Annotated in this window: 17 protein-coding genes; 8 read left to right on the forward strand and 9 right to left on the reverse strand. The window is 67.7% G+C overall.

The window, feature by feature from the left end; all coding sequences use genetic code 11:
* Positions 1-80: 80 nt before the first annotated feature.
* Entirely contained in the window at positions 81-962 is an 882-nt protein-coding gene (locus R1L06_RS03075) for a helix-turn-helix domain-containing protein (RefSeq protein ID WP_049399506.1), read from the forward strand.
* A 60-nt stretch (positions 963-1,022) separates the two neighbouring features.
* Positions 1,023-3,266 (forward strand): DNA topoisomerase IV subunit A, encoded by a 2,244-nt coding sequence (parC, locus tag R1L06_RS03080; protein WP_317216886.1) that lies wholly within the window; start codon positions 1,023-1,025, stop codon positions 3,264-3,266.
* Positions 3,267-3,529: 263 nt separating this feature from the next.
* On the opposite strand, the gene bfr is transcribed toward parC, so the two are convergent.
* Positions 3,530-4,018, reverse strand: coding sequence for a bacterioferritin (gene bfr, locus R1L06_RS03085; RefSeq protein ID WP_005408763.1), 489 nt, complete (start codon positions 4,016-4,018; stop codon positions 3,530-3,532).
* 123 nt (positions 4,019-4,141) lie between these two features.
* On the opposite strand from bfr, the gene R1L06_RS03090 reads away from it, so the two are divergent.
* Positions 4,142-6,469: a penicillin acylase family protein gene (locus tag R1L06_RS03090; RefSeq protein ID WP_317216887.1), complete on the forward strand. Its 2,328-nt coding sequence runs from the start codon at positions 4,142-4,144 to the stop codon at positions 6,467-6,469.
* Between the two features lie 88 nt (positions 6,470-6,557).
* On the opposite strand, the gene R1L06_RS03095 is transcribed toward R1L06_RS03090, so the two are convergent.
* Entirely contained in the window at positions 6,558-7,946 is a 1,389-nt protein-coding gene (locus tag R1L06_RS03095) for a cation:proton antiporter domain-containing protein (RefSeq protein ID WP_317216888.1), read from the reverse strand.
* A gap of 100 nt (positions 7,947-8,046) precedes the next feature.
* Complete coding sequence (gene asnB, locus R1L06_RS03100) at positions 8,047-9,738, reverse strand: asparagine synthase B (RefSeq protein ID WP_049399515.1); 1,692 nt, start codon at positions 9,736-9,738, stop codon at positions 8,047-8,049.
* Between the two features lie 339 nt (positions 9,739-10,077).
* Between asnB and R1L06_RS03105 the strand changes: the two genes are divergently transcribed.
* Positions 10,078-10,956 (forward strand): tetratricopeptide repeat protein, encoded by an 879-nt coding sequence (locus tag R1L06_RS03105; RefSeq protein WP_317216903.1) that lies wholly within the window; start codon positions 10,078-10,080, stop codon positions 10,954-10,956.
* Positions 10,957-11,022: 66 nt separating this feature from the next.
* Here the strand turns inward: R1L06_RS03105 and dapE are convergent, their stop codons facing one another.
* From dapE to map, 6 genes are read right to left on the reverse strand one after another with little or no spacing between them, the layout of a single operon-like run.
* Positions 11,023-12,159, reverse strand: a complete 1,137-nt coding sequence (dapE, locus tag R1L06_RS03110) for a succinyl-diaminopimelate desuccinylase (protein WP_317216889.1) — start codon at positions 12,157-12,159, stop codon at positions 11,023-11,025.
* Positions 12,156-12,527 carry an arsenate reductase gene (locus R1L06_RS03115; RefSeq protein WP_317216890.1) on the reverse strand — a complete coding sequence of 124 codons (372 nt, stop codon included), beginning with the start codon at positions 12,525-12,527 and terminating at the stop codon, positions 12,156-12,158. The genes dapE and R1L06_RS03115 overlap by 4 nt, the downstream gene beginning before the upstream one ends.
* A gap of 31 nt (positions 12,528-12,558) precedes the next feature.
* Positions 12,559-13,428 (reverse strand): hypothetical protein, encoded by an 870-nt coding sequence (locus R1L06_RS03120; protein WP_317216891.1) that lies wholly within the window; start codon positions 13,426-13,428, stop codon positions 12,559-12,561.
* 2 nt (positions 13,429-13,430) lie between these two features.
* Positions 13,431-14,540 (reverse strand): 2,3,4,5-tetrahydropyridine-2,6-dicarboxylate N-succinyltransferase, encoded by a 1,110-nt coding sequence (dapD, locus tag R1L06_RS03125; protein WP_317216892.1) that lies wholly within the window; start codon positions 14,538-14,540, stop codon positions 13,431-13,433.
* The gene (locus R1L06_RS03130; RefSeq protein ID WP_489686048.1) at positions 14,540-17,149 is read right to left on the reverse strand and encodes a [protein-PII] uridylyltransferase; all 2,610 of its coding nucleotides are present in this window, start codon (positions 17,147-17,149) and stop codon (positions 14,540-14,542) included. Before R1L06_RS03130 ends, dapD begins: the two co-directional genes overlap by 1 nt.
* A gap of 20 nt (positions 17,150-17,169) precedes the next feature.
* A complete protein-coding gene (map, locus tag R1L06_RS03135) occupies positions 17,170-17,946 on the reverse strand; it encodes a type I methionyl aminopeptidase (protein WP_032127933.1) in 777 nt (258 codons plus the stop codon).
* Between the two features lie 238 nt (positions 17,947-18,184).
* On the opposite strand from map, the gene R1L06_RS03140 reads away from it, so the two are divergent.
* The 4 genes from R1L06_RS03140 to R1L06_RS03155 are packed head-to-tail and all read left to right on the forward strand — an operon-like array spanning position 18,185 to position 22,884.
* The gene (locus R1L06_RS03140; protein ID WP_032127934.1) at positions 18,185-18,715 is read left to right on the forward strand and encodes a Csu type fimbrial protein; all 531 of its coding nucleotides are present in this window, start codon (positions 18,185-18,187) and stop codon (positions 18,713-18,715) included.
* Positions 18,715-19,464 carry a fimbrial biogenesis chaperone gene (locus R1L06_RS03145; protein ID WP_317216893.1) on the forward strand — a complete coding sequence of 250 codons (750 nt, stop codon included), beginning with the start codon at positions 18,715-18,717 and terminating at the stop codon, positions 19,462-19,464. The genes R1L06_RS03140 and R1L06_RS03145 overlap by 1 nt, the downstream gene beginning before the upstream one ends.
* 7 nt (positions 19,465-19,471) lie before the next feature.
* Positions 19,472-21,850: a fimbria/pilus outer membrane usher protein gene (locus R1L06_RS03150; protein WP_317216894.1), complete on the forward strand. Its 2,379-nt coding sequence runs from the start codon at positions 19,472-19,474 to the stop codon at positions 21,848-21,850.
* Positions 21,847-22,884, forward strand: a complete 1,038-nt coding sequence (locus tag R1L06_RS03155; RefSeq protein WP_317216895.1) for a Csu type fimbrial protein — start codon at positions 21,847-21,849, stop codon at positions 22,882-22,884. The genes R1L06_RS03150 and R1L06_RS03155 overlap by 4 nt, the downstream gene beginning before the upstream one ends.
* Positions 22,885-22,979: the final 95 nt, after the last annotated feature.

A 22,979-nucleotide genomic window follows, 5' to 3' on the forward strand; every position in this document is an offset into this window, starting at 1 on the left:
AAGGCGCCTACCTTAATGATCTGGTCAGGTGGCCCGGTAGTACAATTCAGCCAATGGATGACACATTTCAGCCAGCGGATATGATGAACAAGGCAGAAATCCCCCCTCCCAAGCGGTTGCTGCGCGACGACGCCCTGGATTGGTTCGAGCGCAATGACGGGCCACCGGTTGTCGCCTTTCGCTTCGACAGCCCCTTGGGCCTGGTCCGTGAAGTGGACTGGCACCACCATCAGCGCGCGCAGCTGATCTGCGTCGAACGCGGCCTGTTGACCACCCGCACCTCGCACGGGACGTGGTCACTGGCGCCAGGCTCGGCCGGCTGGATGCCGCCGCTGGAGCCGCACACGGTCACCCTCGACGGCCCGCTGCGTGGCTGGGGCATGGCGCTGGCCGCACCGGCCTGCGCCACCCTGCCCGCCGATCCCTGCGTACTGGGCCTGTCCAAGCTGGCGCAGGCGCTGGCCGACCGCATCTGCGAATGGCCGCTGGGCTACGACACCACGCCCGAGCGCCAGCACATCATCGAGGTGCTGCTGGACGAGATCCGTACCGCGCCGCGCCAGCGCATGCACCTGCCGATGCCGCATGACCGGCGCCTGCTGAAGATCGCCTCGCAGCTGCTGGCCGACCCGTCCGACGAGCGCAGCCTGGCCGAATGGGCGCACTGGGCCGGACTGTCGCCGCGCAGCCTGACCCGCCACTTCCGCGACGAGACCACGCTCAGCTTCGCCCAGTGGCGGCAGCAGGCCCGGCTGTCCGAAGCCCTGCGCCAGCTGACCGACGGCCGCAGCGTGGCCGATATCGCCCACGCGCTGGGCTTCAGCAGCGCCAGCGCCTTCGTCACCGTGTTCCGCCGCCACTTCGGGCTGCCACCGGGGCGCTACCTGGCACGGGCCGGACACGGCCTGGAAACCGGGTTGGACCCTGCGCGCGGCTTGGCATCCCCCGCCGCATCCGGATAATCACAGAATTGCGAGCGGCGACCGCCGTCGCCGCCTCCCGACAACAGGTAACAACGCCGCATGACCGAACTTGCCCGCCCCGTGTTCCACGGATTCGAACAACTGCCGCTGCGCGAGTACGCCGAACGCGCCTACCTCGACTACTCGATGTACGTGGTCCTGGACCGCGCCCTGCCGTTCATCGGCGACGGCCTGAAGCCGGTGCAGCGCCGCATCATCTATTCGATGAGCGAGCTGGGCCTGAATGCCGCGTCCAAGCCGAAGAAGTCCGCGCGCACCGTCGGTGACGTCATCGGTAAGTACCACCCGCATGGCGACAGCGCGTGCTACGAGGCGCTGGTGCTGATGGCACAGCCGTTCTCGTACCGCTACCCGCTGATCGAGGGCCAGGGCAACTTCGGCTCCAGCGACGACCCGAAGTCGTTCGCGGCGATGCGTTACACCGAATCCAAGCTGACCCCGATTGCCGAAGTGCTGCTGGGCGAACTGGGCCAGGGCACCACCGACTGGGCACCGAACTTCGACGGCACCCTGCAGGAACCGACCTGGATGCCGGCACGGCTGCCGCACCTGCTGCTGAACGGCACCACCGGCATCGCCGTGGGCATGGCCACCGACGTGCCGCCGCACAATCTCAACGAGATCGTCAGCGCACTGCTGCACCTGCTGGACAACCCCGATGCCAGCGTGCGCGACCTGTGCGAGCACGTGCAGGGCCCGGACTACCCGTCCAGCGCCGAGATCATCACCGCGGCCAACGATCTGCGGAACATCTACGAAACCGGCAACGGCAGCGTGCGCGCACGTGCGACCTTCACCAAGGAAGCACACAACATCGTGGTCACCGCGCTGCCGTTCCAGGTGTCGCCGTCGAAGGTGATCGAGCAGATCGCCGCGCAGATGCGCGCCAAGAAGCTGCCGTGGCTGGAAGACATCCGCGATGAGTCCGACCACGCCAACCCGGTGCGCGTGGTGCTGGTGCCGCGTTCCAACCGCGTCGACGCCGAGCAGCTGATGGGCCACCTGTTCGCGACCACGGACATGGAACGCAGCTACCGCGTCAACCTCAACGTGATCGGGCTGGACGGCCGTCCGCAGGTGAAGAACCTGAAGATGCTGCTCAGCGAATGGCTGACCTTCCGCAGCAACACCGTCACCCGCCGCCTGCAGCACCGCCTGCAGAAGGTCGAGCGCCGCCTGCACCTGTTGGAAGGCCTGCTGGTCGCGTTCCTCAACCTGGACGAGGTGATCCACATCATCCGTACCGAGGACGAACCGAAGGCCGCGCTGATCGCGCGCTTCGGCCTGTCCGACGACCAGGCCGAGTACATCCTGGAAACCAAGCTGAAGCAGCTGGCCCGCCTGGAGGAGATGAAGATCCGTGGCGAGCAGGACGAGCTGGCCAAGGAGCGCGAGAAGATCCTCGGCATCCTCGACAGCAAGGCCAAGCTGAAGAAGCTGATCCGCGACGAACTGACCGCCGATGCCAAGAAATTCGGCGACGCGCGCCGTTCGCCGCTGGTGCAGCGCCAGGCCGCGCAGGCCATCGACGAGACCGAGCTGGTGCCGAGCGAGCCGATGACCGTCGTGCTATCGGAGAAGGGCTGGATCCGCGCCGCCAAGGGCCACGACGTCGATGCGTCCGCCCTGTCCTACCGTGATGGTGACGCCCTGCAGGGCGCGGTGCGTGCGCGCAGTACGCAGCAGGTCGCGTTCCTCGACAGCGAGGGCCGCGCCTACTCGACGCCTGTGCACACCCTGCCCTCCGCGCGTGGCAACGGTGAACCGCTGACCGGCCGCTTCTCGCCGGCCGCGGGCACCAGCTTCGTGACCCTGGCCAGCGCCGAGCCGGACACCCGCTTCGTGCTGGCCTCCACCCACGGCTACGGCTTCGTCACCCGCTTCGAGAACCTGATCGGCCGCAACAAGGCCGGCAAGGCGATGCTGAACCTGTCAACCGGTTCGACCGTGCTGACCCCGTCGGTGGTGGCCAACGTCGCCACCGACCGCATCGTGGCGGTCACCAGTTCGGGCAACCTGCTGGCGATCGCCGCCAACGACCTGCCGGAACTGGACAAGGGCAAGGGCAACAAGATCATCGAGATCCCGAAGGCCAAGCTCGCCACCGAACGCGTGGTCGCGGTGGTTGCGATCAGCCCCGGCCAGACCCTGCAGGTGCGCAGTGGCCAGCGCACCATGGGCCTGAAGTTCAACGAACTGGAAGCCTACCTCGGCGCCCGCGCCACCCGCGGCCACCTGCTGCCGCGCGGCTGGCAGAAGGTGGAAGGGCTGTCGGTGGAATAAAGGCTGGGGCCTTGCTCCTGGTGGGTGTCAACCTTGGTTGACACGCCTTGCCGGAGACCAGACACGAAAAAGCCGGGGAATTCCCCGGCTTTTTCGTTGTCGGCTGGCGGGCGGTGGAGCGGCTGGCTGGCGAAAGCTGGCTGGCGATGCTCCGGTGCTGGCGGGCGACAGAACGCTGTGCTTCTTCTGGTAGAGCCGACCGCTGGTCGGCTCTACCGGAAGGCAGCCGAGCATGGCTCGGCTCTACAGAAAGCGGTGCCGGCTCAGTGCGCCGGGGCGCCGTTGCCGTCGATCTTGCTCAGCTGGTACAGCTCCAGGCCGATGCGCTTGATCAGGCCCAGCTGCTGCTCCAGCCACCAGGCGTGGTCTTCCTCGGTGTCCTTCAGCTGCGCCAGCAGGATGTCGCGGCTCACGTAGTCGCCCTTCTCCTCGCACAGCTTCATACCGGCGGCGAGATTGTTCCGAACCGCGTATTCAGTGTCGAGATCCTTCTGCAGCATCTCTTCCACGGTCTTGCCCGGCTCGGTGGCATGCGGGCGCATGTCCGGGTCGCCGCCGAGGAACAGGATGCGGCGCAGCAGCGCGTCGGCGTGCTGGGTTTCCTCTTCCATCTCGTGGTTCAGGCGTTCGTACAGCGCGAACAGGCCCTGGTCCTCATAGCGGCGGGAATGGATGAAGTACTGGTCGCGAGCAGCGAGTTCGCCGCGCAGCAGTTCCTTCAGGCAGGCGATGACGTCCGGGTTGCCTTTCATGGGGGGCTCCTGTGAATCGATGTGGCATAGGGTGCCGCATTTCAAAATACGGTGATCTAATCGGAATCAGTCGCAGTTGCGCCTGCGGCTACAATCAGCCCACGAGTTCGGAAAGGACGTGCGATGCGACGTACATGGCGTTGGGTGCTGGGTGTGTTGGTCGCCATCGTGCTGGTCACCGCACTGGCCCTGTGGCTCCTGCTGCGCGGCAGCCTGGCCGACGTGGACGGCGAGCATGCGCTGCCGGGCCTGGCCAAGCCGGTCACCATCGAGCGCGATGCGCTGGGCGTGGTCACCATCACTGCCGGCAGCCAGGCCGACGCGATGCGCGCACTCGGCCATGTGCATGCGCAGGAACGCTATTTCGAGATGGACCTGATGCGCCGCAGTGCCGCCGGCGAGCTGTCGGCATTGTTCGGGCCGAAGGCCATTGAAGCTGACAAGCGCATGCGCGTGCACCGCCTGCGCGCCCGCACCGAGGCGCATCTGGATACCGCGCTGGGCGACAACGGCGCGGTCGTGCGCGCCTATGTGGATGGCGTCAACGAAGGCCTTACCGATCTCTCCGTGCGGCCATGGGCCTACCTGCTGCTGCGGCAGTCACCGCAACCGTGGCAGGCCAGCGACAGCGTGCTGGCCGGGCTGGCCATGTACGCCGACCTGCAGGACCCGAACAACCAGACCGAGCTTGCCCTCAGCCGCATCCGTGCGGTGGTGCCGCCGGCGCTGTACGCGCTGATTGCCCACGACGGCACCGAATGGGATGCACCGCTGTTTGGCGAAGCCACCGGCAATGCGATTCTGCCCGATGCCAGCCAGCTCGATCTGCGCACATTGAAGGGAAAGCCGGGCACCGAGCAGGAGGAGGCGGACGTCATCGGCAGCAACAACTTCGCGGTGGCCGGCGCACTCACCGCCGACGGCCGCGCGATCGTCGCCGACGACATGCACCTGGGCCTGCGCGCGCCTGGCCTGTGGTTCCGGGTGCGCCTGCGTTACCCCGACCCGCAGGCTGCCGGCGGCCAGGTCGACGTCACTGGCTTCTCGCTCCCTGGCCTGCCGGCGGTGATCGTCGGCAGCAACGGCCACGTCGCCTGGGGCTTCACCAACAGCTACATCGACACGGCGGACTACCGCACGGAACCGGCCAACGCCACGGTGACCGTGCACGAAGAACGCATTGCGGTGGCCGGCCAGGCCGACGTGCTGTTCCCGGTACGCGAAACCGCCTGGGGGCCGATCCTGCACACCCATGCCGATGGCAGTGGCGATGCCCTGCGCTGGGTCGCACACCTGCCCGGCGCCGTACGCCTGGATTTCGCTGATCTGGCCCGCGCCGGTGACCTGGACGGTGCACTGCACTTCGCCGACCGTGCCGGCATTCCCGCGCAGAACCTGGTGGTCGGCGACCGCAGCGGACGCATCGCCTGGCGCCTGATCGGCGCCCGCCCCGACCGAGGCCCCGGCTGTGCGCCGGCCGGCTTCACGGCCGCCAGCAACCAGGACTGCGCACCGTGGCCGATCCGCAGCGATGCCTCGCCTGCATTGATCGATCCCCCCAACCATCGCCTGTGGACCGCCAACGGACGCGTCCTCGACGGCGAGGCGCTGGCCAGCGTCGGCAACGGTGGCTATGACCTCGGCGCGCGTGCGCAGCAGATCCGCGACCTGCTCGCCATCCAGGACCGCTTCGACGAACACGACCTGCTGGCGATCCAGCTCGACGACCGCGCCGTGTTCCTGCAGCGCTGGTGGGCGTTGCTGCATGACGTCATCGAACGCAGTGACGACCCTGCACTGAAGCGGTTGAAGTCCGTCAGCCATCAATGGGGCGGCCGGGCCTCGGCCGGCTCGGTCAGCTACCGGGTGGTGCGCGCGTTCCGCACGCAGGTGATGGATACCCTGTCCGAAGCACTGCTGGCACCGGCCAACGCGCAGCTGGGCGATGACTATCTGGACCCGCGCCTGGCACAACTGGAAGGCGTGGCCTGGCCGATGCTGCAGCAACGCCCCGCCAACCTGTTGCCACCGGCCTACGACAGCTGGGACGCGCTGCTGCTTGATGCCGCACGCCGCACCGAAAGCGAGCTGGCCAAGCAGGGCCCACTGGCCCAGCGCACCTGGGGAGAGCGCAACACCGCGACGCTCTGCCATCCCATCGCACGTGCATTGCCGGACATCGCCAAGCGCTGGCTGTGCATGCCCGCCGATCCCCTGCCCGGTGACCGTGACATGCCGCGCGTGCAGACGCCGAACTTCGGCGCCTCCGAACGCATGGTGGTTTCGCCCGGCCACGAGGCCGACGGCATCGTGCACATGCCCGGCGGCCAGAGCGGGCACCCGCTGTCGCCGTACTGGGGCGCCGGCCACGAAGACTGGGTGCATGGGCGGCCGACACCGTTCCTGCCCGGCAAGGCGCAGCACACGATGACGCTGGTACCGGCGCGGTAGCGGTCGTGCCGGCCGCTGGCCGGCATCCATGCAGGTGTGTCCAGCATCATGAGGATGCTGGCTAGCGGCCGGCACGACCGTCCAGCGCTCAGCCCCGGCGCCGCTCGATCAGGTTCAGCAGCGGCCCGGTCATCGCCGTGGTCACCAACGCCATGATCACCAGCACCGCGAACAGCCGATCGCCGAGCAGGCCCAGCTCGTAGCCCAGGTTGAGCACGATCAGCTCCATCAGACCACGGGTGTTCATCAGTGCGCCCAGCCGCCATGCCTCGCGCATGGGCATGCCCGCGCTGCGTGCGGCACTGAAGGTGCCCAGCAGCTTGCCGGCCGTGGCCACCGCGATCACCACCACGCACAACACGATATCGCTGGCCTGCAGCGCATCGGCGCGCATGCGCAGGCCGGTCATGGCGAAGAACAACGGCAGCAGCAGGGTCACCGCGAACGGTTCGACGCGGGCCATCAACAGGTCGCGCAGCTGCGCGTTGGACGATACCGCGACGCCTGCAGCGAATGCACCGAACAACGCGTGGATGCCCAGCATCTCGGTGACCAGCGCACTCGCCAGTGACAGCAGCAGGATACCCAGCAACCAACGTCCCTCACGGCCCGACGCGATCTGCTGGCGGGCAAACCACGGCTTCACCAGCCCCAGCATCAGCGCCACGAACACGACCACGCACAGCAGGTTGAGGCTGGCCGGCAACCAGCCGCTGGCCTGGGCGGCGGCGACGATCAAGGCCAGCAGGCACCAGGCGGTGGCATCGCCCAATGCCGCGCAGGCGATCGCGGTCTGGCCCAATGGCGTCTGTGTGATCCCACGATCGGCAAGGATGCGCAGCAACACGGGGAACGCGGTGATGCTCATGGAGATGCCGACGAACAATGCGAATGCAGTAAAGCCCACACCCTGCGGACCGTGCTGCGGGTACAGCCAGATCGCCAGCGCCACGCCGAGCACGAACGGCACTGCAATACCGGCATGGCTGACCGTGAAGGCGAAGCGCCGGCGGCCACGCAGCGCCGCCAGGTCCAGCTCGGCACCGGCTACCAGCAGGAACATCAGCACGCCCAGCTGGCTGAGCATGCCCAGCGGACCCAGCGAGCTGGCCGGGAACAACGCACCATGCAGCTGCGGCAGCAGGCTGCCGAGCACCAGCGGCCCCATCATCAGGCCAGCGGCCATCTCGCCGATCACCGCCGGTTGTCCAAAGCGCTTGAGCAGCGCGCCCGCGCCCTTGGCCACCAGCAGCAGCACCAGCAGCTGCAGCAGGAACAGGCCCAGTGGGGACGCCAGATGCTGAGCCCAGCCGCCTTCATCGGCGGCGGTGGCGCGGGCAACCGCCTCGGGCGCCGCCGGCCAGGCATACCGCGCCAGCAGTACGCCAGCCAGCAACGGCACCCCGGCCCAGGCCAGATAACGCCATCCCCATTTCGTGGGCGGCACGTCGCCGCCTGCCTGTACGTCCATGAACATTCCCCAAGGCGCAGGGGGCGATCATACAAAAAGGGGACGGAGGGAATTAAGTCGTTAGTGGCACAAACGACTTAATCCCCTCCGTCCCCTTTTTGAGGGCTTAGGCCAGTGCCTGTTCGTGCACGCCGGCAATCGCGCGGCCCGAGGGGTCCGCCGCCGCGGCGAAGCTGGCGTCCCAGGCAATGGCGGCCGGCGACGAACAGGCGATCGACTTGCCGCCCGGCACGGTCTCGGCCGCCGCGCGGCTCGGGAAGAACTGCTCGAACAGGTGGCGGTAGTAGTACGCCTCCTTGGTCTGTGGCGGGTTGTGCGGGAAGCGCTTGTCGGCCGCCGCCAGTACACGGTCGCTCACCTGTGCTTCGGCATGCGCCTTCAGCCCGTCGATCCAGCCGTAGCCGACGCCATCGCTGAACTGTTCCTTCTGCCGCCACAGGATGCTGTCCGGCAGGTAGCCGTCGAACGCCTCGCGCAGCACCGCCTTTTCGATGCGACGCCCGCCAAAGCCGGCGCCGACCATCTTGTGCGCGGCATCGAAGCGCATCGCCACATCAAGGAACTCACGATCGAGGAACGGCACGCGCGGCTCCACGCCCCAGGCCATCATCGACTTGTTGGCGCGCAGGCAGTCGTAGTTGTGCAGCGCGTCCAGCTTGCGCACCAGCTCGTCGTGGAATTCACGTGCATCCGGCGCCTTGTGGAAGTACAGGTAGCCACCAAAAATCTCATCGCTTCCCTCGCCGGACAGCACCATTTTCACGCCCATCGCCTTGATCCGCCGTGCCAGCAGGAACATCGGCGTCGAGGCGCGGATGGTGGTGACGTCGTAGGTTTCGATGTGGCGGATCACTTCCGGCAGTGCGTCGAGGCCTTCCTCGAAGGTGTATTCGAAGCCGTGATGCACGGTACCAAGTGCCTCGGCAGCGATCGCCGCGGCCGCCAGATCGGGCGAGCCCTTCAAGCCGATCGCGAACGAATGCAGGCGCGGCCACCAGGCTTCGGTCTGCCCGCCATCCTCGATGCGGCGACGCGCATAGCGTGCGGCAACGGCCGCCACCAGCGACGAGTCCAGGCCACCGGACAGCAGCACCCCATACGGCACGTCGCTCATCAGCTGGCGCTCCACCGCATGCTCGAAGGCCTGGCGCAGTTCGGCCAGGTCGGCCTGGCGGCCCTGCACGTCGGCGTAGTCGCGCCACGGCTGCTGGTAATAGCGCACCAGCTCACCGCTGGCACTGTCGAAGTAGTGACCCGGCGGGAACTGTGCGACGTCGGCACAGGTATCGACCAGCGCCTTCATTTCCGAGGCCACCCGCAGGCGCCCCTGGGCATCGTGGCCCCAGTACAGCGGCACCACGCCCACCGGGTCACGCGCCACCAGCACGCGCCCGCTGTCGCGGTCCCACAGCGCGAAGGCGAAGATGCCGTTGAGCTGTTCCAGCCACTGCGCCGGCGAACTGCCCTGGCGATACAGCGCGTTGATCACCTCGCAGTCCGAGCCGGTCTGGAAGTCGTAGGCGGTGGTCAGCGCCGCCTTCAATGCCTGGTGGTTGTAGATCTCGCCGTTCACCGCGAGCGCCAGCTGGCCATCGGCCGACAGCAGCGGCTGCGAACCACCGGCCGGGTCGACGATGGCCAGCCGCTCATGGACCAGCAGCGCACCTTCGTCGAGGTATACGCCGCTCCAGTCGGGGCCACGGTGGCGCTGGCGCTGCGACAGTTCCAGCGCATGGCGGCGCAGGGCGGGAAGATCGTCACCGGCCTGCAGGCCGAAGATTCCGAAGATCGAACACATGGGAGAGCTCCTGTTGGGGGATTTCACGGGTGGGAGGGTGTTCGACCGGCCATCCAGGCCCGGGTGGGGCTGCGCCCGGGCACAAAAAAACCCGCATCGGCTGATGCGGGTTTTCTGGTGTCCGGGCGTGTGTTGCTGTCTATCTACCCAGGGCGCAGTCCCGCATCGGCCGCGCACGATTATTCGCGCGCAGATTATTGCGGTTGTTGTTATTGACGGCGGTGGCCAGGCGGATCGACATGGCATCGACCCTACCCCGGTTTCCGGCACGGCGCAACCGTTGCGTTGGCAACCACTCCCCGGCGCGCATAATGGCCCGCCGTGAAACGTGTAATGGAAATGCAACACCGCACTGGACGCAACGCGGCGCTGGCCGCCCTGCTCTGCCTGGGCCTGCCCGCCTGCCAGACCCTGCCTCCGCCCTCCACGCTGCCGCTGGCGCAGCAGCAGGCACTGGAGCAACGCGGCACCGACGGCAGCTTCGACGGAGCCTGGGACACCGCGCAGACCTTCGAACGTTTCAACGATCCGCGCGCCGTTACCTACTACGAGCGTGCTGCCGCGATCACGCCCTGGACCTTCCACAACACCAAAGCGGAAGAAGCACTGGGCCGGATCTGGATCTCCGGCAGGCTGCAGCATGCCGACAGCCCCCACATCAACCCTGCACCTGTCCTGCGCGCGTCCTGGCGACGTGGCGAACGCGCCTATCTGGCGGCTGCCAACCACGGCAATACCTATGCGTTCTACGGGCTCGCCAAGGCCTACCGCCAGCGAGGCGACGCGCAGCAGGCGCTGCGCTGGGACCTGCGCGGAATGATCTACGAGCGCTACCCGAGTTCGTCGTCGCGACTGCCGGATGCGGTGGCCGCACAGGATGACACCGTGCATCCGCTGGTGGCGCAGATCCAGCGTCGTGCCGAGCACGGCGACGCCGAAGCGCAGGTCGACCTGGGCGCGCTGCTGGAGAAAGGCATGGGACTGCCGCGCGATCCGGCGCGTGCGCTGCAGCTGTACCAGCGCGCCGGTGAGAAGGGCAATGTGTTCGGCCAGTACTTCGCCGGTCTGCTGCTGGGCCGCAGTGCGCCGGGTGTGGAGAAAGACACCGACGCGGCGGCGCGCTGGTTCGCCAGAGCCGAGGCGCAACACTTCTACATGGCCGCGCCAAGTTACTGGAAGAAAGCGGTCGAGCCGCCGTTCTTTATTTTTTCCGAGTAGAGAAGCGGCCCCGGCGGGAGGCGTGCCGACCAACGGTCGGCACCCACCCTCGCGGGATTCATTCCGTCATGGGGTTCCCACCAGCAGCCGTTCCACCAGGCGCTGGTACAGCCCCGGCAACGCTTCCAGATCGTCCACGCGCACGTTCTCATCCACCTGGTGGATGCTGGCGTTGACCGGCCCCACTTCGATGCACTGCGCACCCAGTGGCGCGATGAAGCGTGCATCTGACGTGCCGCCGCCGGTGCTTTCTTCCGGCGCACGGCCGATGTGCTCGGCCAGCACCGCACGCGCGGTGACGCGCAGCGTGCCTTCCGGGGTGTAGAACGGCTCGCCGCTGCGGTGCCACTTCAGCGTGTACTGCAGGCCATGGCGGCCCAGCAATGCGGTGATCTCCGCCTCCAGCTTCGGTGCATCCCAGTGCGGGTTGTAGCGGATGTTGAAATCCACCTCCAGCTCGCCGGGAATCACGTTGTTGGCACCGGTGCCGGCATGGATGTTGGAGATCTGCAGGCTGGTCGGCGGGAAGCTCTCATAACCTTCATCCCAGCGCCTTGCGCTCAGGTCGGACAGTGCCGGTGCCGCCTGATGGATCGGATTGCGCGCCTTTTCCGGGTACGCCACATGCCCCTGCACGCCCTGCACGCGCAGCTTGGCCGACAGGCTGCCACGACGGCCTACGCGCAGCAGGTCACCCAGCGTCGAGGTAGACGATGGCTCTCCGGTAATGCACCAGTCGATGCGTTGGCCGCGCTCGGCGAACAGCCGTGCAACGTGACGCACACCATCGATGGCATCGCCTTCCTCGTCGCTGGTCAGCAGTACCGCCAGCGTGCCAGGGTGATCGGGATGCGCAGCGACAAACTGCTCGGCGGCGACCACGAACGCCGCCACGCTGCCCTTCATGTCGGCGGCGCCACGGCCGTACAGCACGCCGTCACGGATCTGCGGCGTGAACGGGTCGCTGGCCCAGGCCTCGCGCGGGCCCGTCGGCACCACGTCGGTGTGGCCCAGCAGCACCAGCACCGGCGCGCCCTGGCCGTGGGTCGCCCACAGGTTGTCGACCTCGCCCAGGCGCAGGTGGTCGCACTGGAACCCGGCCTGCTTCAGGCGTGCCGCCAGCAGTGTCTGGCAGCCAGCATCATCCGGCGTCACCGAGGGTCGTGCGATCAGTTCGCAGGTCAGGTCGAGGACCGCACTCATGCGTCACCCACGCCGAAGCGGGCCTTGAAACCGTTGTCGCTGAAGCCCTGGCTGACCGTGCCATCGGCCGCGACCACCAGCGGACGCTTGATCAGCTGCGGGTATTCACGCAGCAGCAGCTTCCATTCGGCCTCGGAGTCGGCGGCCTTGCGGTTGTCCGGCAACTGCCGCCAGGTGGTGGACGACTTGTTCACCATCGCGGCCAGGCCCCCCAGCTGCCCAGCCCACGCCAGCAGTGTTTCCGGGCTCGGCTTGTTCTCGCGGTAATCGACGAAGGTGTAAGGCACGCCGAAGCGGTCCAGCCACTTGGTCGCCTTCTTGCAGGTATCGCAGTTCTTCAAACCGTAGACAGTGGTGCTCATGGCCATCTGTGATGCTGGAAAACAGAGGGCCAGAATCTCACAACAGGCGCTCGGACACGACCCGGAACGGCACCCGTGGCAGCCGGAAGGCCAGCCCTTCCTGCAGCGCCAAGTCCATCGCCTGCAGCCGCGGACACTGCTGCTCACCGATCAGGCGCAGGGGCTGCAGGCTGTCGATCTCCACCGGCAGCGCGATGCGGGTGCTGGCCCAGCGGCCGTCGCAGGTACGGGCGATGGCCTCGTCCTGGCAGGTGAGGAAACGCAGCAGGGCCTGGTGGCTGTCCAAGGCCGCCGACCACGCCGCCCCATCCTCCCAGCCTGCAGCGGCCTGCCACTGCAGGTGCAACCTCGGCGCACTGCCCTGCCCGCCTTCGATCAGGGTGTGCCCATCGCCATCGGTGCGCACCACATGCTCGAAGCGTGTGGACAGATGCGGCTGCATGGCATCGCTGAAAACGCGCGCGCCGGCGACGAAGGCCAGCTGGTCCATCACGTTGCGGTCGAACAGCACCACCGGCGTCCCGTCCGGATCGTCGTCACGACGCAGGTACCAGCGCCAGTTGCTCTGCCGTGGTGACGGCATCAGGGAACGCAGCGGCCCAGCCAGCGCGGGCCCGAAGTGGCCGTGACGGTAGCTGAGGATGGTGTAAGGCGTGCGTCCGGCATGGACCACGTAATGATGGCCCGGCGGTGGCATTGGTGCGTGACGCACGTCGACCCACCAGCTCACGTAGACCACATCGCGCACGTCACTGACCAGCGCCGGCATCGGCCAGCGCCGCGACAGTGCACGGCGCAGCCGGGTCCAGCGCGGGGCGTGCAGCAGGCGCGGCAGCATCCGCCCGACCAGGGTGTCGGACGGATGCCGGTAGATCGCGGACTGCGCCAGATCCTCCGGCGCAGTCACCTTCAGTCGGCCAGGCCGCGCAGCAGGTCGTTGACGCTGGTCTTGCTGCGGGTCTTGGCATCAACCTGCTTGACGATCACCGCGCAGTACAGCGAATGGGTACCGTCCTTGCTCGGCAGCGAGCCGGACACCACCACGCTGTACGGCGGGATGTAACCGTAGGTGATTTCGCCGGTGGCACGGTTGTAGATGCGGGTGCTCTGGCTGAGGAACACGCCCATGCCGATCACGCTGTGGTGGCCGACCACCACGCCTTCCACCACTTCCGAGCGCGCACCGATGAAGCAGTGGTCCTCGATGATGGTCGGGCTGGCCTGCAGCGGCTCCAGCACGCCGCCGATGCCGGCGCCGCCGGACAGGTGGCAGTGCTGGCCGATCTGCGCGCAGGAACCGACGGTGGCCCAGGTGTCGACCATGGTGCCTTCGCCGACATAGGCGCCGATGTTGGTGAAGCTCGGCATCAGCACCACGTCCTTGCCGAAGTAGGTGCCGCGGCGGGCGATCGCGCCCGGCACCACGCGCACGCCGCCACGGCGGAACTTCGCCTCGTCATAGCCGGCGAAGCGCGATTCGACCTTGTCCCAGAACGGCGCCGGACGGGCGTCGACCACGGCCATGTCATTAACACGGAAGTACAACAGCACGGCCTTCTTCAGCCACTCGTTGACCTTCCAGCCACCCTGGCCGTCCGGCTCGGCAACACGGAACTCACCGCTCTCCAGGCCGTCAATCACGCGGTTGACCAGCGGCTTGGTCGAGCCTTCCAGCTCGTGCAGGGTCAAGGTAGCGCGGCGCTCGAAGGCACTCTCGATGCCGAACTTCAGCTCTTCCACGCCCGGGGCTGAAGGCTTGCGCAGCGACTTGCGGGCGATGGTTTCGGCGCGGACTGCTTCGGCACTCTTGGCCGGCGCCGGCTTCTTCACAGCACGCTTCACCGCAGCCGCTTTCTTCGCCGGGGCCGTCACCGCAGCCGCTTTCTTCGCCGGGGCCGTCACCGCAGCGGCCTTCTTCGGCGCTGGGGTCTTCTTCGCGGCCGGTGCGGCAGCAGCAGGTTTCCGGGCCGCTGCGCTCTTGGGGGTCGCGGCGGTCTTCTTGGCGGGCTTGGTGGCCATCAGGCGGGGTCTCCGGCGTTTCGATCAGGGTCCAGGCAGGCCAGCATCGCGTCATGCAGCTGCTGCCGGGCAGGTTCAGTCAGGGGGAGGTCGTGTTCGTCACTGATCACGAAGGTGTCTTCGGCGCGTTCGCCGAACGTGGCAATGCGCGCATCATGCACGCGCAGGCCCTGATTGCGCAGCACGAACGCCACATCGGCCAGCAGGCCGGGGCGGTCGGGGGCGACCAGGGCGAAACGGGTTGCGCCCGGCTCATCGCGGAATTCGATGCGCGGGGCGAAGCGGAAGTGCCGCAGCTGCCGTGGCACCACGCGGCGTGACGGCCGCAGGCGCGACAGGTCACCACTGAGTGCGTCGCGCAGCGCCGCTTCCAGGTTGGCACTGCTGCCATCGGCGAAGGTATCGGCCGGGTTCACTTCGAAGGTATCGAAGATGGTATCGGCCGGACCGTCCAGCACGCGTGCGCGGTGGATGCCGTAGCCCTTGCGGTCCAGCGTCATCACGATCGCGGCGAACAGGCCGTCGCGGTCCGGCGAATGCACGAAGACTTCCAGCGCGGGATCGTCGACACTGATCCGGCGTACCTTCACCAGCGCCTGGCCCTGCTTCACCGGCACCAGCGCGGCAGCCTGCCAGGCCAGCTGCTCCGGGCGCAGGCGGATGAAGCCTTCGTCGGGCATCACCGCGAACTGGCGATCGATGGTGGCATCGTCGTAACCCCGCTCGCGCACCAGCGCGCGCACGCTGTCACGCGCTTCGGCCACGCGCTCGGCCGCCGGCACCGGGTGTTCCAGCCCCTCGCGCAGCGCGCGCCGGGTGGCGAAGTACAGGTCGGCCAGCAGGCGGTCCTTCCATGCATTCCACAGCTTGGGGCTGGTGCCGGCGATGTCGGCGCAGGTCAGCAGGTACAGGTAGTCCAGGCGGTCGCGGCTGCCGACCAGGGTGGCAAAGCGATGGATCACCTCCGGGTCGGCGATGTCCTGCTTCTGCGCGGTCACCGACATGCGCAGGTGCTGTTCGACCAGCCACGCCACCAGTTCGGTGTCAGACGTGCTCAGCGCATGCGCCTGGCAGAACGCGCGCGCGTCCACCGCGCCCAGTTCCGAGTGGTCGCCGCCACGGCCCTTGGCGATGTCATGGAACAGGCCGGCCAGCAGCAGTAGTTCCGGCTTGCGCAGGCGCGGCCACACTTCGTGCGCGATCGAGAAGCGCTCGTCGGCACGGCTGCTGGCAAACAGGCCGATGTTGCGCAGGACCATCAGCGTGTGCTGGTCGACGGTGTAGACATGGAACAGGTCGAACTGCATGCGCCCGCTGACCTGGGCGAACGCGGGAATCCACTGGCCAAGCACGCCCAGCCGCGCCATGCGCGAGAGCGTATCGACCGGGCGCTGGCCGCGCAGCAGCGCCAGGAACTGCTCGCGTGCATCGGCATCAGCCTGGTCGTAGGCCGGCAGCAGTGGCAGCGCTTCGGCCAGCGCACGCGCGGTCAGCGAATGCAGGCCGCGCACCTGCGGATTGTTGGCCCAGCTGGCGAACAGCGCGAACACCTGGCCGATGTCGCCGCGCGGCCAGTCGGCTTCGTTGGCCGCCAGGTAACCACGGCGCAGGGAAAAACCCACGGTCAGCGGCTCCGGCTGCGCCTCGCCATCGAACTGTTCCTCGAAGCGCTGCAGCAGGCGGTCGCTGATCCGGCGCACGACCAGCGCGGCGCGGTAGAAGCCCTGCATCATCTTCTCGACACCGAGGTTCTCGGCATCGTCTTCAAAGCCCAGGCGTGCCGCCAAGGTCTTCTGGTAATCAAAACGCAGGCGCTCTTCCGGGCGACGCGCGACCAGATGCAGGCCAAAGCGCAGCCGCGCCAGCACCGCACGTTCGCGCTTCAGTGCTGCCGCTTCGTCTGCGCCCAGATGGCCGAGCCCGACCAGCGCCTCCAGGTCACGCACGCCGAACGCACGCAGTGCCATCCAACCCAGCGTGTTGAGATCGCGCAGGCCACCAGGGCCATCCTTCAGGTCCGGCTCCAGGTTGTCGGCGGTATCGCCGAAGCGCTGGTGTCGGTTGCGCAGCTCTTCCAGCTTGGCCAGGAAGAAGGTGCGCGCCGGCCACAGTTCACGATCGTCGACGGCCTCGCGCAGCGCGCGGCGCGCCACATCATCGGCCAGGATCGGGCGCGCCTCGATCAGCGCGGTCAGCACGGTCTGGTCCACTGCCGCCTCGCGGCACTGCGATGCAGAACGCACCGCATGGCTGACGGCCAGCCCGCAGTCCCATAGCAGCGCGAACAGGCGCGCCAGCGCCGCCTCATGGGCCAGCTGTGCCGGCGGATCGCCGAACACCAGCAGGTCGATGTCCGAACGCGGAAACAGTTCACCGCGGCCATAGCCGCCGACCGCGAACAGCGACAGCCCGCTGTCGGCCGGCAGGCAGCGCTGCCAGGCCAGGCGGATCAGATGGTCGGCAGCGCGCGCCCGCAGCGCCAGCAGGCGCTCGATGTTGTCGCCCTGGTCGAAGCGGCGGTACAGGCGCGCGTCGGCCTGCTGCAGCGCCTGGCGCGCGGCAGCAGCCCAGTCCGGGTCGTTGAGCGACGCGGCCGGCGTGTCCAGCAGCGAACTCGCCGGCAGCATCCTCAGGAGACCTGCGACTCGCCCGGCGACAGGGTCAGCACGTCCACGCCGGTCTCGGTGACCGCGATCATGTGCTCCCACTGTGCCGACAGCTTGCGGTCCTTGGTCACCACGGTCCAGCCATCCGGCAGCACCTTGTTGTAGCGGGTGCCCTCGTTGATCATCGGCTCGATGGTGAAGGTCATGCCAGGCTGCAGCACCAGGCCCTGGCCCGGGCGGCCGTAATGCACCACCTGCGGCTCATCGTGGTAGACCTTGCCGATGCCGTGGCCGCAGTACTCGCGCACCACGCTGAAACGCTCGCCTTCGGCATAGCTCTGGATGGCATGGCCGATGTCGCCCAGGGTCGCGCCCGGACGCACCGCGCGGATGCCGCGCCACATGGCTTCGTAGGTGGTTTCCACCAGGCGGCGGGCCATCACCGACGGGGTGCCGACGAAGTACATGCGGCTGGTGTCGCCGTGCCAGCCATCCTTGATGACGGTGACGTCGATGTTGATGATGTCGCCATCCTTGAGCACCTTCCCTTCGCTGGGAATGCCATGGCAGATGACGTTGTTGACCGAGGTGCACACGGTCTTCGGGAAGCCGCGGTAGCCGACGTTGGCCGGAACGGCGCCCTGCACGTTCACGATGTGGTCGTGGCAGATGCGGTCCAGTTCCTCGGTGGTGACACCGGGCTTGACGTGGGGGGTGACGATGTCGAGCACTTCGCTGGCCATGCGGCCGGCGATTCGCATCATCTCGATTTCCTGCGGGGTTTTCAGATTCACGCTCATGGCCCCATTATCGCCGATCCGGCCGCAATCTGAACGAACGCCACCCAACTGGCGATCCGGGCCATGCACGGTTCCGGCAAGGAAAGTGAAAGCGTGATCGCCGCCCCCCTTTCGCCTCCCTGTTTATCACGGAATACAGACACTTACGCCTCCTAAGCTGGGGTCACCGTCGCCGAAGCGGTGCCGAACGTGCCGCCTTCGCCTTGTTCAACGGACCTTCGGGTCAGGGAGGTTGTCCATGCGATCCGCGCTTCGTTCCCCGCTTGCCTGGGCCCTGGCCGGGGTCCTGCTGTCCGGCCCGGCCCTGGCCGCAGACACCACCACCTTCAATGTCACCCTGGTGGTGACCAAGGCCTGCACGATCACGGCTGCTGCCGCCACCAACGTTGACTTCGGCACGGCGGCCTCGACCACCGCGACCCCCACCCTGGGCCAGGGCACGGTGACCGCCCAGTGCTCGGCACTGACCCCGTACACGATTTCACTGAATGCGGGTGCCAATGCCAGCACCGCCAATGACGTCACCACTCGCCGGATGAAGAACACCAACGCCGCGGTGACCGCCAACAACTACGTCGGCTACCAGCTCTACCAGGACGCCGCGCACACCCTGGTCTGGGGTGCCACCTCCGGCACCAACACCCAGGCTGGCATCGGCACCGGCCTGGCCGTGCCCTACATCGTCTACGGCCAGATCCTGAACCTGAGCACCAACAACCCGGCGACCGGCAACTACCTGGATACGGTTACCGCCACGATCACCTATTGATGGAGCACGCCCGCATGGCCGGACCCCGCCCGTGGCGCGCCACCGGCGTGGCGCTGCTCGTCCTGAGCCTGGTATTCGCCGCCCCAGTCGAAGCCACCAGCCTGCAGGTCGCCCCGACCAGCCTGCAGCTGGAAGCGCGCCAGCGTGCCGGCGAGCTTTGGCTGACCAACAGTGGCACCTCGCCGGTGAAGCTGCAGGTTCGGGTGTTCCGCTGGGCGCAGCAGGACGGCCAGGAGCAACTGTTGCCCACCGATGAACTGGTGGTCACCCCGCCGATGCAGGAACTGGCTGCCGGGCAGCAGCAGCTGGTCCGGGTGATGCGTCCGGACAGGACGCCACCGCCGGCACAGCAGTACTACAGGCTGATTGTCGACGAGGTGCCCGACCTGGCCACCCGCGCCGACGGCATGCAGTTCGTGCTGCGCTATTCGATACCGGTGTTCGTGCAGCCCGCCGCCGGCAAGCTTGCGCCGCAGCTGCAGGCCCGCCTGGTGCAGTTGCCCGATGGCCGCAACGGCGTCGAGGTGGCCAACGCAGGCAACAGCTATGCGCAGATCGCCGATCTTGCGCTGGGCAGCCCCACGCGCCCACGCATCGTGCATCCCGGACTGCTGGGTTACGTGCTGCCCGGGCAGGTGATGCGCTGGCCGATCGAGCGCACGGCGATCGACCGCGACAACGACCAGATCACGGCCAAGCTCAATGGCGAGTCGGAACAGACGCCGCTGTCGCCCCCATCGGCTCGCTGAGGCGTTGATGGGCGCGCTGCTTGCTGCCCTGGCTCCTGCGGCGACCCAAGCCGCCGATGTGTCCGGTGCAGCGGCTACCGCCACCGCCGATGTATCAGGCATCTCCGCCGATGCGATGCTGCCACCGCCCACACCGTTGACCGCCAACCAGACGCTGTACCTGGACGTTTCGCTCAACAGCACCCCACGCGGACTGCTGCCTTTCATCGAGAACCGTGGCCGCCTGCAGGCCAGCCCCGACGTACTGCGCCAGCTCGGCTTCAACGCCCACGGCGATGCACCGGTGTACCTGGACCAGATCAGCGGCGCGGTGGTGCGCTATGACGCACGCCTGCAGACCCTGGCGCTGGACGTGCCACTGGACCAGCTGACCCTGCCAACCACCGTGCTCAGCCGCCCGCAGACACGCGCGCCCGCAGGCAGTGCCTCACCCGGACTGCTGCTCAACTACGACGTGTATGGCAGCCGGGTGGATACGCTGGGCAACCTCAGCCTGAGCTCCGAACTGCGCCTGTTCGGCGTCGGCAACGGCACCTTCGAGAACACCGCGGTCAGCCGGCGCTACCAGCAGCCTGGCGACCGTCGCTGGCGAGGGGAGAGCGTGCGCCTGGATACGCGCTGGAGCCTGGATTTCCCCGACCAGGCGATGACGCTGGAGGTCGGCGATTTCTACAGCGGCTTCGTCGACTGGACCCGTCCGGTGCGCCTGGGTGGCCTGCAGATCGGTCGCAACTACGGCCTGCAGCCCTATCGCGTGCTGACCCCCACGCCCAGTTTCCTCGGCCAGGCGGTGGTGCCGTCCACGGTCGAGCTGTACGTCGATGGCCTGCGCCAGTACAGCGGCCAGGTCCCGGTCGGCCCGTTCCAGCTGGCCGCACAGCCGGGGATCAGCGGCACCGGCAGCGCACAGGTGGTGGTTACCGATGCGTTCGGCCGCATGCAGACCCTGGATTTCAGCTTCTATGGCACCCAGCAGCTGCTGGCCAAGGGCCTGTCGGACTGGTCCGCCGGCATCGGCCACCTGCGTGAGGACTTCGGCCAGCGCTCCTTCGCCTACGACGACCGCACCGTGGCCAGTGCCAGCTGGCGCGGTGGCATCAGTGACACGTTCACCGGCGAGGCTCATGCCGAAGGCGGTGGTGGCCTGGCCCAGGCCGGCATCGGCGGCTGGTGGCTGCTGGGTGGCGCGGGCGTGTTCAACGCCGCCTATGCGCACAGTGACTATCACGGCCTGCAGGGCGGGCAATGGGCACTGGGCTACAGCTGGAACAACCGCCGACTCAACGTCAATCTGCGCACCGTGCGCAGCCATGGTGATTACCGCGACCTGGGCGCACTGCAGGGCAACCTGCCACCCAGCATCAGCGAACAGGCCACGGTCGGCGCCGACCTGCTGCGGCTGGGCACGCTCAGCGCCAGCTACCTGCGCCTGCGCTACCCCGATGGCGAAGACAACCGCTACGCCAGCCTGTTCTGGTCGCGGACCTGGAGCCAGCGCTGGTCAGCCTACCTCTCGGTGAACCAGAACCTCGACCAGAGTGATGACCGCAGCATCTATCTGTCGGTAACCGCCAGCCTGGGCAACAACCGCCAGGCCAGCCTGTCCAGCCAGCGCAATGGCGACAGCCAGACGTGGGTGGCCGACGTCACCCAGCCGGTGCCCGGCGATGGCAGTGCAGGCGGCATCGGTTGGCGCGCGCAGGTGCGCCACGGCGAGAACGGCAGTGGCGGCCTGGCCGAAGTCGGCATCCTCAATGACGTCGGTCGCTACTCCTTCGGCGCCTCGCGCCAGGGCGGGCTCAATTATGCCTACGGCAGCGCCAGTGGCAGCCTGGTCTGGATGGGCGGGCACGCGTTCGCCACCCGCGAGGTCTCCGATGCATTCGCGGTGATCAGCACAAATGGTGTCGGTGGCGTGCCGGTGCGGCTGGAGAACCGCCTGATCGGCGTCACCGATGATCGTGGCCTGTTGCTGGTCAGCCCGCTGCTGTCCTGGCAGCGCAACCGGGTCTCGATCGACACCCTGGACCTGCCCGAGGACATGCGTGCCGACAGCATCGAGGACTGGGTGACGCCGCGCCAGCGCGCTGGGACCCACGTGACATTCCAGTTGCGCTCGCGGCCCTCTCTGAGCCTGACGCTTCAGAGCATGGACGGGCAGCCGCTGGAAGTGGGCAGCGAAGTGCAGTTGCCCGGCGGACGCCAGGCCACGGTGGGCTATGACGGCCTGCTGTATCTGGAAGACGTCGCTGCCGGCAGCGTGCTGTACATCACCACCAGCCGCGGCCAGTGCCGGGTGAAGGTACCCGAGCAGCCCAAGGTAGTGGCGTCCGGCGCCCGGCCGAAGCCGGCACCGCTGCCGTGCATCCCGGAGGTGGCGCCATGAGAGTGCTGCTGCTCGGCATGCTGCTGTTCGCCGGCCTGCTCGCGGCACTACCGGCCCGGGCGACAGCGGTCTGCACGGCAACCGCGAACCCGACCCTGCCGTTCGGCAACATCAACAGCAACGCTCCCGGCCCTACGGCGGCGACGCTGAACATCACGGTGACCTGCACCACCGCCGCACTGAGCCTGCTGGCCACCACCGGCGTCCGCGTCTGCGTGGGTGTCGGCGCAGGCAGTGGCGGCGGCAGCAGCTCCACCTTCCGCACGATGTCCACTTCCACCAGCGACACCATGAATTTCCAGCTCTACAACAACGCCAGCTACGGCCAGGTCACCGGCCTGGTGCCACGCGGCACGCCGCCGGCGCAGGAACTGACCATGAGCTACAACGTGCCGCTGCTGACCGGCGGCAGCGGTGCGCAGTCCGTGCAGCTGTTCGCGCAGATCCCCGCCAACCAGATCCTCGCTTCGGGTGCTTACAGCAGCACCTTCAGTGGCGCCAACGTGGTGCTCACCTGGGCCTGGAACGAAGTCCTGCTCGGCAACGCCACCGTGCCGGCCGCCTGCAACGGCGGCGCAACCGGCACCAACAGCGCCAGTGCGGCCTTCAGCTTCACTGCCACTGCCAACGTGCTGCCGCAATGCGGCAGCTACGTCACCACCAACATGGACTTCGGCAACGTCACCGGCAGCATTTCCGCCAACATCGACCGGACCGCCACGCTCACGCTGACCTGCCTGAAGAACACCGCCTACCAGATCAGCCTCAACAACGGCCAGAACAACCCCGCCGCCTCCACCACCCGGCGCATGGCCACCACCATTGGCAGCGGCACCTACTACCTCCCCTATGAGCTGTACCGCGACGCCGCGCGCAGCCTGCGCTGGGGCAATACCCTCAATGTCGATACCGTTGGCGGCACCGGAAGTGGCAGCGCGCAGCAGCTGACCATCCATGGCCGGGTGCCGCCGGTCACCGGCCAGCCCCCGGCCGGTACCTACAACGATCTGGTGCAGGTGACGATCACTTACTGACCTGTGTGCCGACCAACGGTCGGCATCCACCGTGATGGATTGGAATGGTCGGCACCCACCGGGATGGGTTGGAATCGTCGGCACCCACCGGGGTG

This window comes from Stenotrophomonas mexicanensis (genome assembly GCF_032911605.1).
Taxonomy (GTDB): Bacteria; Pseudomonadota; Gammaproteobacteria; order Xanthomonadales; family Xanthomonadaceae; genus Stenotrophomonas; species Stenotrophomonas maltophilia_A.